The following is a 12,298-nucleotide window of genomic DNA, read 5'->3' as shown; positions in this document are numbered from 1 at the left end:
CCGCTGAAGAGTTGCGCCAGCTCGGTCTGGGCCCGGGCACCACCGAATCCGATGCCATCCTCGAGTACACGCAGAAGGATCGCAGGGGGATGTGCGGCCTGTTCGACCGCGAGAAGGCCATGCCCGTGGTAAAAATTCATAGTCCCCCGGCTGACAACTGAACCGGCGATTCAGTTCCAACTCGTTCACACCGTTCAGAATGACCTCGCTTGTAAGTCTCACCGGCCCTATGACCTGTTGCATCCAGGATCTGACCATAATTGGGGAACGCACAGCGGTTCGAATCAGCTCAGTGGCACGATGGTCGCGGCCACGTTGAGCTCGGCGAGCCGCGTGCGCCACGCGGCGTCGAGACGGTCGTCGGTGATCAGGGTGTGCGCGGACACGACGGGCGCCACGGCATACGGAGCGCTGCCGCCGAACTTACTGGAGTCGGCCAGTACGATGGACTGCGAGGTGCGCCCGATCATGACGCGGTTCAGGCTGGCTTCGGCCGGGTGCAGGGTGTACATGCGCCCGTCGGAGTGGACGGCGCTGGTGCCCAGGTACAGCTGGTCGAACCACAGTTCCCCCAGCATCTGCTCGGCGTAGGGGCCGACCATCGAGAGGTTCTCGTTGCGGAGCTGACCGCCCAGCAGGTTCACGCTGAGGTTCTCGACGTTCACGAGTTCCTGCGCGACCGCCAGCCCGTTCGTGAACACGGTCAGCGGCAGGGGGTCGAGCCGCAGCCGCCGCGCGAGGTGCAGTACGGTGGTTCTGGCGTCCAGGAACACGGTGGTGTGTGGCCGCAGCAGCGAGAAGGCCGCCTCGCCAATGGCGCGTTTGGCCTCCACCTGCTCCTGCACGCGCGACTGGAAGGCGACCTTGAGCATGGCCGCCTCTGCCAAGCGGGCGCCGCCATGTGTGCGAATCACGATGCCCTTCTCTTCAAGGAGTTGCAGATCACGGCGAATCGTCATGCTCGAGGCGCCGGTGGCCTCAACCAGTTCTTCGACGAGGGCGAATCCGGCGCTGTACAGCCGGTGCTGGATAATCCTGAGACGCTCTGAAAGCACTGAATTCCTCCACTCAAGGCGGTTGGGCTCTGTGTTATCCTCGCTGACCGCAGAGGTGAAGATCGATATGATTATTAGTTCAACGGAGCAACATGATACTGGCCAGATTTTCAATCATTTCTGGCCAGTGCATGGGAGTGCTCGTGAGTGGAGGAACAGGCGGTGTGCGGTATGCATGAGAACACCTGCCCAGCTCAACTCAGAGCTGGTGGTCTGGCATGAAGGACAACCTCGTGCCATCTCCGGCGGTTAGCGAGGGGCAGTGCGATCAAGGCGATGCTATGTGTACTGCTCGCCATCAGCGAACCACTGGTGATGCCGAGGGCAGTGGAGACAACTCTCGCGCAAGGTTCCAGGTGCTGCCGTCACCCATAGGCGGCTGGCGGTGAGGCGCGCAGGGCGGCCCTGAGGAGGCGGCTCACCCTTTCAGGCCGCCAGCAATTGACGAGCCCTCCACGAAATGCCGCTGGAACACGAAAAACAGAATGACGACCGGCAGCATGACCATCAGTGCAGCCGCCATCAGGTACTGCCACTGCACCACCGTGGCCGTACGGAAAAACTGTAGGCCAATCTGGAGCGTGTAGAGCCGTTCATCGTTGAGGTAGAGGAGCGGTCCAACATAACTGTCCCACGCCCCTTCAAAGGTAAAAATTGCGACGGTCGCGAGGGCCGGCGTCGAGAGCGGCATGATGACCCGCCACCAGATCCACAGTTCGCCGGCACCGTCCACGCGCGCGGCTTCCGACAGTTCTTCGGGGATGCTCAGGAAGAACTGCCGCAACAGAAAGGTGAAAAACGCTCCGGCGAAGAAGCTCGGTACCACTAGGGGCAGGTAGCCGCCGACCCAGTGCAGCTTTGAGAACAGGATGTATTGCGGAATTAAGGTGACCATTCCTGGAATCATCATGGTGGCCAGCAAGATGCTGAACAGGAAATTCCGTCCCGGGAAGCGCAGTTTTGCGAAGCCGTAGGCTGCCAAAGACGATGACAGCACAGTACCGAAGACGACCGCCGCCGCGTAGAGCGCCGTGTTCAAGGCGTAACGCGCAAAGGGTGCGAGCCGCCACGCCTCCGAGAAGTTTGCCCAGCGCAGCGGATTCGGAATCCAGACCGGTGGGTTGGCATACACCTGGGTATCGACCTTGAGCGAGGTCGAGAGCATCCACAGGGCCGGAAACAGGATTGCTGCGCTGATGATGCACAGCAGCGCGAAGGCCACTACCTTCCAGAACTTGGTCATGACCCTGCCTGCGGGTCGGTTCAGCGTGGTGGCCGGCGGCTGAAGCTGCATCTCAGGCTGGACGGTCATTTCACTTCCCCCTCGTAGTAGACCCAGCGGCGCGAGATGTAGAACTGCAGGGCCGTGATGACCAGGATGATGACCAGGAGAATCCAGGCCATCGCGCTGGCATAGCCCATCTGGTAATCGGTAAAGGCCTTTTGCCACATGTACAACCCGTAGAACAGCGTCGAATACGACGGCCCACCTTTGCCGCCCTCGGACACGATCAAGGCCGACTCCCAGAATTGGAAGGCTGCCGAGATGCCTGTGATCAATTTGAAGAAAATGGTCGGCGACATCATGGGCACGGTGATACTCAGAAATTGGCGCATGGGCGAGGCGCCGTCAAGATTGGCCGCCTCGTAGAGATGGCGCGGGACGCCCTGGAGGCCGGCAAGGTAGATGATGTAGCCGCCTGCCGCGCCCCACATGCTCATGATGATCAACGCCGGCTTGGCCCAGGTGGGGTCGGAGAACCACAGGGGCGGGTTGTGGACGCCCAGGAAGCGCAAGAAGGTGTTGATGGGCCCAAATTCTGGATTGAAGACCCACAGCCACAGCAGCAACACTGCCACGCCGGTGAGCACCTTGGGCAGGAAGAAGATCGTGCGGAAGATCCGCTGGCCGGGAATTCGCTGGTTGAGCAGCACGGCAATCAGCAGTCCCGTCACGATGCCCAGTGGCACAGCGAACAACACATAGAAGCCAGTGTTGTACAGCGACTTCCAGAACAGGTCATCGGCGGTGAAGAGCCGCACGTAGTTGTCGAGCCCCACCCACTTCATCCGTGAGGTCACGTCGTAGTTGGTGAAACTGGCATACAGCGAGAACAGCATCGGCCCGGCGACGAACACCAGGAAGCCGATCAACCACGGCAGGATGAACAGGTAGCCGCTGATGGCCTCGCGGCGGCGGGCGGCGCTCATGCGGGCCATGGTGTCCTCCGGGGGAGTAGGCAGCGGCGGATCACGGTGCGGAAGTGAACAGTCGACAGGGCAGCGACGTCATGGTGGATCATGGAGCCTCCTGGGAACGGACAGGGCGGCGGGGAACAGGGCTTCGGCTGATTTACTTAAATATATAAAAAAAGTCGACCGCTTGATATATGCTGACCTTCATCCGTGCGCTGACCGCCCAGTTCCACGCCCCCATCCCCGGAGACGATATGTCTGAGCCCCTGCCCGACACCGACGCTACCCTGCTGGCCCTAGATGTGGGCGGCACCAAGCTCGCCGCCGGCCTGATCACGTCGCGGGGCGAATTGCTCGCCAGCCTGCGTGAGCCGACGCGGCTCGACACCGGGCCAGAAGGCGTGGTGGGCCGGCTCGTAGCGATGGGCCGGGAGCTGCTCGCAGGCTATGCCGGGCCCGTGTCGTGGGTGGGTGTGGGCTGCGGCGGGCCCCTCGACCGCGAGCGGGGCATCATCCAGAACCCGCCAAACCTGCCGGGGTGGCACGATGTACCGCTCAAGCAGTGGCTGGAAGACGCGCTGGATCTGCCCGTATGGGTGGACAACGATGCCAATGCGGCCGCCCTGGCCGAGTGGCGCTTTGGCAGTGGGCGGGGCTGCCAGCACCTCGTGTACCTCACGCTCTCGACCGGCATAGGCGGCGGCGTGATCCTCGATGGTCAGCTCTACACCGGCAAGGCCGGCAACGCGGGGGAACTCGGGCACCTTCAGGTGGACGTCCGCGGCGAGCCCTGCACCTGCGGCGGCCGGGGGTGTCTGGAGCGGTACGCCTCCGGTACCGGCATCGGACACCGCGCCCGCGAGTGGGCGCGACTCCATCCCGACTCCCTGCTCGCCCGGCTCGAAACCTTCCCCGAGCACATCACGGCCCACACCGTCCGGCGGGCTCTGGAGTCCGGCGACCCCCTGACAGCTGCCTTCTGGGACGACACTCTGGACTACCTCGCGGCGGGCGTGGCGAGCATCGTTCACGCCTTCGACCCGCAACGGGTGGTGATCGGGGGCGGCGTCGCCAACTTCGGCGACCTGCTGTTCCCGCCGCTGCGCGCCAAGGTCGCGGCGCGCACCTACCCAGCGCTGTGGCAGGACGTGTCGCTGCGCCGCGCCGAACTCGCCGATCACGTCGGCATTTACGGCGCGGCTGCGGTCGCGCTGAGCCGCGGCATGCCTACAGCTTTGTTCCCCTCACGCCCCCTTCAGGAGACAAACCTGTGACGACCCACCGACCCACCGCCGATCTTCTCGGCCAGCAGTTCGCCGGCGCCCTGCGCCGCCACCGCGACGTGCTGGAACTGCTGCCCCCCCTGGAAGCGGACCTTGCCCGTGCGGCAGAGCGCTGCGTCGCGGCCCTGCGCAGCGGCGGCAAGATGCTGATCTGCGGCAACGGGGGGAGCGCCGCCGATGCCCAGCACTTCGCCGCTGAACTCACCGGCCGGTTCCGGAGGGAGCGGGCGCCGCTCGCTGCGCTGGCACTCACGACGGACAGCAGCGCCCTGACCTGCATCGGCAATGACTACGAGTTTGCCGAGGTCTTCGCGCGCCAAGTGCGGGCGCTGGCCCGTCCGGGTGACGTGCTGGTCGGTCTCAGTACCAGCGGGAGCAGCCCCAACGTGCGCCGGGCGCTGAGCGCCGCGCGCGAGATCGGCGCGGACACCGTGCTGTTCAGCGGCGACCGCCTGGCAGAGCGGCCCGCTGAAGTGGACGTTCTGCTGGCCGTGCCGGCCGCGCGCACCGCCCAGATCCAGGAGATGCACATTCTGCTGATCCACGTGCTGTGTGAGACCATTGACGACGCCCTGCTGGGAGAGGAGGCGTGAGCGCCCCGCAGGTCGAGGGGCGCCGGCCTGCCCCCGCCCGCCCGGGCACCCTGCACATGATCGGCAACGCGCACATCGACCCGGTGTGGCTGTGGACGTGGGAGGAGGGCTTTCAGGAAATCAAGGCGACGTACCGCTCGGCGCTCGACCGCCTGAGCGAAGACCCAGCCTTCATCTTCACGTGCTCCTCGGCGGCGCACCTCGCGTGGATCGAGGCGAACGAGCCTGAGATGTTCGCCGAGATTCGGGGGCGGGTCGCGGAGGGGCGCTGGGCCCTGGTCGGCGGGTGGTGGGTGCAGCCCGACTGCCACCTGCCCGGCGGCGAGGGCTTCGCCCGGCAGGCACTGTACGGCCAGCGCTTCTTCCACAGCCGCTTCGGCCGCACGGCCACCGTCGGCTACAACCCGGATTCATTCGGGCACGCGGCGACCCTGCCGCAACTGCTGCTCGCCAGCGGCCTGACGCGGTACACCTTCATGCGCCCGGGTCCGCACGAGCAGGCGCTGCCGGGCCGGCTGTTCTGGTGGGCCGCGCTCGACGGCTCGCGCGTGCTGACGTTCCGCATCCCCTACGAGTACTGCACGTGGGGCAAGGATCTGGAGCCGCACATCCGCAAAGTGGCGAACGACCTCACGTCACCGGACGACCGCCTGATGTGCTTTTACGGCGTCGGCAACCATGGCGGCGGCCCCACCCGCGAGAACCTCGCGTCCATCCACCGCCTAGATGCGGAGCCAGAGCTGCCGAACCTGGTGCTGAGCACCCCAGACGCCTTCTTCGAGGCCGCCGATGCCGAGCGGGCCGGCGTGTGGCACGGCGAACTCGTGCACCACGCGGTCGGCTGCTACTCGGCGCATTCGGGCGTCAAGCGTCTCAACCGTCAGGCCGAACTCGCACTGGTGCGGGCAGAGAAGTTGGCGACCCTGGCCACCACCCTGGTGGGCCTCCCCTACCCGCAGGCCGACCTCGACCGGGCGTGGCAGCGCGTGCTGTTCAACCAGTTCCACGACATCCTGGCGGGCACCAGCGTAGAGAGGGCGTATGACGACGCCCAGCACGAGTACGGCGAGGCACTGTCGATCGCACAACACGTCACCAACGCGGCCGTGCAGCGCCTGAGCTGGCGGGTGACGGTGCCGCCGGAAGAGGGCACCCGCAGCTTCGTGGTATGGAACCCGCACCCGTGGCCCGCGCGCGTGCCCGTCGAGCACGAGGTCGGTGGAGTGCGCGACGGCTTCACCCTGTCCGACGAGAGCGGGGCAGCAGTCCCTGCCCAGTTCACCCGCTCAGGGGCGACCGTCAGTGGGTGGCGGCGACGCCTGGCGTGGCTGGCCGAGCTACCCGCCTTCGGCCACCGCGTGTTCACCGTGCGGCCGGGCGGTGAGACCGCGCCTGGCGCGAACGCTGACGTCGCCGGGCCGGACGACCTCGTTCTGGAGAACGCCGCGCTGCTCATGGAATTCGACACCGAAAGCGGAGGCATCGCGCGTCTGGTGGATCTTCGCGCGGACTGCGAGGTCTTCTCCGCGCCCGCCGCTGTCGGCGTGGTGCTGGACGACGACACCGACACGTGGAGCCACGGCCGGGTGCGCTTCGACCGTGTCGCCGGGCACTTCGGGAACGCCCGGCTGAGCTGGCTGGAGCGCGGCCCGCTGCGCGGCGCCATCAGGAGTGTGTCCACCTACGGACGCAGCACACTGACGCAGGATTACTTCCTCTACAGCGACCCCGCGCTGCCGGTCGAGGTGCGTGTGCGGGTGGACTGGCATGAGGCGCGGCGGATGCTTAAGCTGCGCTTCCCGCTCCACCTCCAGTTTCCGCAGGTGACCTACGAGGCGCCATATGGGCAGGTCTCCCGGCCGGGCAATGGCGAAGAGTACCCGGGCGGGCGCTGGGTGGATCTCAGCGGCGTCCACCGGCCCACCGGTGAAGTGCGCGGCCTGGGCCTCGTGAATGACGCCAAGTCCAGCTACAGCGTTACAGAATCGGCGCTGCACCTCACTGTGCTGCGCTCGCCCATTTACGCCCACCACGATCCCTACGTTCCCACGGCGGCTGGTGATTACCGCTACATGGATCAGGGCGAACAGACCTTCACGTACTGGCTGTCGCCGCACGCTGGAACGTGGCGGGACGCTGGTCTGCCCCGGCTGTGCGCGGCCCTGACGGAAGGGCCGGTGGCCCTGCCTGAGACTTTCCACGAGGGCCCCCTGCCGGCCGCCCAGGCCCACGGCACCGTCACGCCCGAGCACGTGATGCTGAGCGTAATCAAGCGCGCCCAGGACGACAGCGGCGTGGTGGTGCGCCTGCATGAGACGCACGGCCGCCCGGCCACGGCGCAGCTCTCGCTGCCCTTCCTGAACCGCGAGTTGGACGTCACCCTCGGCGCGCACGAACTCGTCACGCTGCTCCTGCCCGATGACGGAAGTGCGGCGCGGCGCGTCCTGCTGACCGAACTGGAACCGGGCGCCTGAGAGGAGGTCTCACGCGGCACGCCGCCTTGCCCCCTGCGAACGACCACACGCCCTGAAGCTTCACCACGACAAACCCCGGACGGCGCCGTCCGGGGTTGGAGCGCGCTTCGGTTTACTTGGCGTCTTTCTTGTTCTCGTCCACCATTTTCGCCACCGCTGCCTGGGCTTCTTCCAGCGCCGCCTGTGGGTCGCGTCCGCGCAGCAGCACGTCGTCCACCGCCTTGTTCACGGCGGTGTCGTAGCTGGGGGCGTACAGCGGGGCGGGCGACAGGTACGTGATCGGCAGGAAGCTCACCAGCTTGATGAACTGGGGGTTCTTGTTGGCGGTCTGGGCGGCCTTGTACGCGGGCAGGTCGTTCTGCTCGGCCGCCCAGATCTTGGCCCCCTCAGTCGACAGGAATTTGGCGAAGGCGAAGGCCTCCTTGGGATGTTTGCTGCCGCGCGGAATCTCGATGTTGAAGCCGCCGCCCCACGTGGTGGTGTCGCTCGTCTTGCCGTCCATGGTGGGCACGCTGACCATGCCGAACTGGAGATCCGGGGCGCTGCGGGTCAGGGTCGAGAGGTAGTTGCCGTTGCGCACGACCATCGGCACCTTCCCCGACATGAATTCGTCCTGGGTGCCGCCGCCAAAGCTGGCCTTGAACGCGGCGACACTGTTCGCGCCGTACTTGTCATTCCACTTCTTGAACCACGCCAGCGTCTGGACGGCCGCGGCACTCGTCATGGTCGGGTTCTCATTGTTCTTGTCAAACAGGTAGCCGCCCGCGTTGTTCACCCAGCCCTGGTAGCCAAAGTCCCCGAAATTGGGGTGGAAGCCCATGCGCGTCCAGCGGTCGCCGTCTTTCTTGTCGAGCTTGGCCGCGTAGGCCCACAGGTCGTCCCAGGTCTTGGGCGGCTTGTTCGGGTCGAGGCCCGCTTCCTTGAAGGCAGCCTTGTTGTAAAAGAGCACGCGGGTGTCAGTGACGAATGGCAGGGCGTACTGCTTGCCGTTGTAGCGCCCGGTCGCCCACAGCTGCGGGAAGTATGAGCCGCCCAGCTTGTCCGCACCGAACTGGCTCATGTCGGTGTTCTGGTTGCGGGCCGCGCGCTGCGTGCTGGTGCGAATGTCGATGACCACCACGTCGGGCGCGTTGCCAGCGGCTACGCCGGCGAGCGTCTTGGTGATGAGCTGGTCGAACGGCACCCCGGTGTACTGCACCTGCACGTTGGGATTGCGCTGGTTCCACAGCCCGATGATCTTGTTGATGGTCGGCCGGCGCTGCTCGCTCAACCAGTGGGCCGTGAAATTGAGGGTGACTTTCTGGGCCTGGGCTCCAGAGAGCCCGAGCAGCAGTGATGTAACCAGCAGTGCCTTCTTATGCATGCGATCCTCCGGACGAACAGCTGGGCTGAGTATTTGGTTATTTTATATTATTAAGTAATGGCGGACGTGTCAAGCGCGGCGCCGAGCCGGGCCGGCTGGCGGTTGAGGCTGGCAGGCCGAGGATCTCCCCCGTGCAGCAGTTCACCGATAGCCAGCGCCGCCGCGCCGAGCGACGTCGCGTTCTCGCCCAGCAGGCTCTGCACGATGCGCACATCCTTAGACAGAAAGCCGAAGGAGCGGCCCTTGACCTTGTGGGCCACGTCCTCGGTCAGTTCCGGCCACGCCCGCACCAGACTGCCGCCCAGCACGATCAGGGCCGGGTCGTAGTGGTTCACGGCGTTGACCAGCGTGGCGGCGAGGTATACCGAGACGCGCTCCTTGATCGTCAGGGCGCCCACCTCGCCCGCCTCGGCCAGCTGATGAAGTCCTTGGAGATCGTGCACCGCCAGCCCCTCACGGCGCGCGTCTGCCAGGATGGCCGGCACACTGACCAGCGTCTCTACGCAGCCGCGGTTGCCGCACTCACACAGCGGCCCATTGATGTCGATGGTGGTGTGCCCGATTTCGCCGGCCAGCTCGTGGGCGCCACGGTACACCCGGTCGCCCACAATCAAGCCGGCTCCCACGCCCGAGCGCAGGGACAGAAAGAGCAGTGTGCCCACCTGCTGGCCCGCGCCGTACCACCGCTCCCCGAGCGCCGCGGCCTTGGCGTCGTCGTCGAGCCAGCACGGCGCCGCGAAGTGGCTCTGGAGGAATTCGGCCAGCGGCACGTGGCGCCAGCCACCAAAGTTGGGCGGCTCCAGCACCAGGCCGCGCGTGCTATCCACGGGGCCCGGCACCCCCACGCCGATCCCCAGCAGCGGCAGCTCGGGATCGATCACGAAGCGCACCACGTCGGTCAGGCGGCGCAGGTTGTCGTCCAGCGGCAGCTGCGGCCGGAACGCCTGGGCCGCGACCGCCAGCACCTCGCCGCCGAAGTTCGTGCGGATGGCCCGCACCTCCGAGCGCGAGATCTCCAGCCCCACGATCTGCCCCCGGGCGTTGTTCAGGCGCAACAGGGTGGGGCGCCGTCCCACCTGCCGGGCGTCCGACGGCGACTCGATCAGCAGGTCGGAGGCGTGCAGCTCATCGACCATGTGGGTGATGGTCGCGGCGGTCAGGTCGGTGGCGGCGGCCAGCCCGCTGCGCGACACCGGCTGGAGCTTGCGCAGCGCCTCGAGCACCACGCTGAGGTTCTCGGCCCGCGTATCGGGCAGGCTGCGCCCCTTGCGCACGCTGCGGCTTCTGGTCACGAACGCTCCTTCCCGCCGCCCTCGCGCCGGACCTGCATGATAGGGCGCGCTCCGGTGGGCATGCGGAGACGTCTGCGCCCCGTTTGCTCCGCTGAGCGCAATAGCTTAAAATTATCAAGAAACCTCGATGACAGTACCGTCCAACGCACAGGGGAGCCATGCCTGACACCCGATCCGCCCCAGACACCGCGCCCGACCTCCACCTGCAGATGCGGCCAGACGGCCTGGATCTTCATACGCCGCACTACCGCCTCACGCTGGACGCGTCCCGTCCCTTCATCCGCCTGAGTGGCGCAGCAGGCCAGCCCTATGCCGACCTCTTCCTGTGTTGCAGCGTCCACACAGCGGCCGGCCTCGACCGAACCGCCCGCCTGGACGACGTGCAGGTGACCCAGGCCCGCGGGACTGCCCAACTCCGCTTCCCGCTGCGCGGCGGCGTGTGGCTGGACAAAGCGCTGGTACTCACCTGCGACGCACGCGGCATCGACGCCCACGTCGAAGTGCAGGGCGAGGGCGAGCTCACAGACGTGCTGGTGTTCGCCGGCTACCACTCCGGCCACCTGCGGTGGGGCAGCGGCCTGTTCGAGAGCGGCGCGCACTTCAGCGAGGTGTTCAACCCTGAACCGTGGGGGCGCGAGCGGCGTACACATAGCGCGGGTGAGTCGAGCAGCGTCGACGTGATGGGCACCAGCCTGCCGGGGAAGGCCCACTGGTTCTTCACGCCCGCGCCGCTGCTCTACGCCTTTCGCCGCGAGCCCGACGGCCCAGCCTCCGGCGGGTCGCTCGGCGCCGACCAGGGTGGGGCGCCGGTGGAGGAAGACGCAGCGCCGGAGGCCATCCCGTCCAGTCCTGCTCCGTGGCTCGCCGCGTCCATCGTCGCGCCGGTACGCGACCTGACCTTCACGGGCTTCCACTACGACGCCCACGAGGGCGCCTTCGCCCTGCGCCTGAGCTACGAGGGCCAGACCCACGTGTCCGGTACCTTCCGCACGCCCACCCTGCGCCTGGAATTCGCGGCCGATCCCTACGCGGCCATCGCCCGGAACGCCGAGCTGCACCGTGAACGCAGCATGGTGCCGGCTGCCCCGGCTGCCCCCGCGCCCGCGTGGTGGTCGAGCCCGATCCAGTGCGGCTGGGGGGCGCAGTGCCACCTCGCGGGCGTACGCGGCGGCCGCGCCCCGGATCACTGCACCCAGGCGAACTACGACGCCTTCCTGAGCGCCCTGGACGGGCATGATCTGCACCCCGGCATCCTGGTGCTGGATGACAAGTGGAGCGCCACCTACGGCCACAGCGAGGTGGACGAGATGAAGTGGCCCGACCTGCGCGGCTGGATCGACCGGGCACACGCCCGCGGCCAGAAGGTGCTGCTGTGGTGGAAGGCCTGGGATCCCGAGGGCCTGCCCCCCGAAGCGTGCGTGACCGACGATCTGGGCGGAGTGGTGGCCGCCGATCCGACCAGCCCAGCGTACCGTGAGATCCTGGCCAGCAGCGTCAGGCGCATGCTGCTGGACTACGGCGCCGACGGCTTCAAGGTGGATTTCAGCGCCCGCACGCCGTCGGGCCCGGGGCTGCGCCGGCACGGCCACGCGTGGGGTATTGCGCTGCTGCACGAGTTGCTCGGACTGCTGCGTCAGGAGGCCAAGCGCGTCAAGCCCGACGCCCTGGTGATGACCCACACCCCCCACCCGGCCTTCGGCGACGTGAGCGACATGATCCGCCTGAACGACGTGAACACCGGCGCAGACGTGCGCGCGCAGATGCTCCACCGCGCCCGGGTGGCGCGCGCCGCCCTGCCCACGCACCTGATCGACACCGACAACTGGCCCATGCCGAACATCGCGGCGTGGCGCGAGTACGTGGCCCTCCAACCTGACCTGGGCGTGCCCAGCCTCTACTTCGCCACCCACGTCGACGGCGATGGCGCGGCGCTCACTGACGCGGACGCCGCGCTGGTGCAGCGCACGTGGCAGCGCTGGGACGAGCAGCGGCGGGTCAACCCGCTGGTCATGCCGCCGGGCCTGGAACCCGATGGTGGTTGA

At 67.0% G+C, this 12,298-nt stretch carries 9 protein-coding genes; 4 read left to right on the top strand and 5 right to left on the bottom strand.

Annotation, left to right across the window (positions count from 1 at the left end):
* Positions 1-284: 284 nt before the first annotated feature.
* The 3 genes from E7T09_RS16080 to E7T09_RS16070 all read right to left on the bottom strand — a co-directional run bounded on the left by E7T09_RS16080 (position 285) and on the right by E7T09_RS16070 (position 3,266).
* Positions 285-1,055: a DeoR/GlpR family DNA-binding transcription regulator gene (locus E7T09_RS16080; protein WP_205747036.1), complete on the bottom strand. Its 771-nt coding sequence runs from the start codon at positions 1,053-1,055 to the stop codon at positions 285-287.
* A gap of 418 nt (positions 1,056-1,473) precedes the next feature.
* Positions 1,474-2,367, bottom strand: a complete 894-nt coding sequence (locus E7T09_RS16075; RefSeq protein ID WP_136390214.1) for a carbohydrate ABC transporter permease — start codon at positions 2,365-2,367, stop codon at positions 1,474-1,476.
* Positions 2,364-3,266 (bottom strand): carbohydrate ABC transporter permease, encoded by a 903-nt coding sequence (locus E7T09_RS16070; protein ID WP_240741835.1) that lies wholly within the window; start codon positions 3,264-3,266, stop codon positions 2,364-2,366. The genes E7T09_RS16075 and E7T09_RS16070 overlap by 4 nt, the downstream gene beginning before the upstream one ends.
* A gap of 239 nt (positions 3,267-3,505) precedes the next feature.
* Here E7T09_RS16070 and E7T09_RS16065 point away from each other — a divergent pair, with 239 nt between their 5' ends.
* Genes E7T09_RS16065 through E7T09_RS16055 form a run of 3 tightly spaced genes read left to right on the top strand, consistent with a single transcriptional unit; the run spans position 3,506 to position 7,601 of the window.
* Positions 3,506-4,525, top strand: coding sequence for an ROK family protein (locus E7T09_RS16065; RefSeq protein ID WP_168734890.1), 1,020 nt, complete (start codon positions 3,506-3,508; stop codon positions 4,523-4,525).
* Entirely contained in the window at positions 4,522-5,127 is a 606-nt protein-coding gene (locus tag E7T09_RS16060) for an SIS domain-containing protein (RefSeq protein WP_240741834.1), read from the top strand. Before E7T09_RS16065 ends, E7T09_RS16060 begins: the two co-directional genes overlap by 4 nt.
* A complete protein-coding gene (locus E7T09_RS16055) occupies positions 5,124-7,601 on the top strand; it encodes an alpha-mannosidase (RefSeq protein WP_136390211.1) in 2,478 nt (825 codons plus the stop codon). The genes E7T09_RS16060 and E7T09_RS16055 overlap by 4 nt, the downstream gene beginning before the upstream one ends.
* Before the next feature lie 112 nt (positions 7,602-7,713).
* Here the strand turns inward: E7T09_RS16055 and E7T09_RS16050 are convergent, their stop codons facing one another.
* Complete coding sequence (locus tag E7T09_RS16050) at positions 7,714-8,964, bottom strand: ABC transporter substrate-binding protein (protein ID WP_136390210.1); 1,251 nt, start codon at positions 8,962-8,964, stop codon at positions 7,714-7,716.
* Between the two features lie 50 nt (positions 8,965-9,014).
* On the bottom strand, positions 9,015-10,256 hold the full coding sequence (locus E7T09_RS16045) for an ROK family protein (protein WP_136390209.1): 1,242 nt from the start codon (positions 10,254-10,256) through the stop codon (positions 9,015-9,017).
* Positions 10,257-10,414: 158 nt separating this feature from the next.
* Here E7T09_RS16045 and E7T09_RS16040 point away from each other — a divergent pair, with 158 nt between their 5' ends.
* Entirely contained in the window at positions 10,415-12,298 is a 1,884-nt protein-coding gene (locus E7T09_RS16040) for a hypothetical protein (RefSeq protein ID WP_136390208.1), read from the top strand.

The organism is Deinococcus sp. KSM4-11, from assembly GCF_004801415.1.
Lineage (GTDB): Bacteria > Deinococcota > Deinococci > Deinococcales > Deinococcaceae > Deinococcus.
Note: the sequence above shows the minus strand (reverse complement) of the source record. Positions and strands in the feature narration are given on the sequence as shown.

Excerpts from the sequence above, each read along its gene's own strand:
- E7T09_RS16075 (WP_136390214.1), bottom strand. The coding sequence starts at position 2,367 with ATGACCGTCCAGCCTGAGATGCAGCTTCAGCCGCCGGCCACCACGCTG.
- E7T09_RS16070 (WP_240741835.1), bottom strand. The coding sequence starts at position 3,266 with ATGAGCGCCGCCCGCCGCCGCGAGGCCATCAGCGGCTACCTGTTCATC.
- E7T09_RS16065 (WP_168734890.1), top strand. The coding sequence starts at position 3,506 with ATGTCTGAGCCCCTGCCCGACACCGACGCTACCCTGCTGGCCCTAGAT.
- E7T09_RS16050 (WP_136390210.1), bottom strand. The coding sequence starts at position 8,964 with ATGCATAAGAAGGCACTGCTGGTTACATCACTGCTGCTCGGGCTCTCT.
- E7T09_RS16040 (WP_136390208.1), top strand. The coding sequence starts at position 10,415 with ATGCCTGACACCCGATCCGCCCCAGACACCGCGCCCGACCTCCACCTG.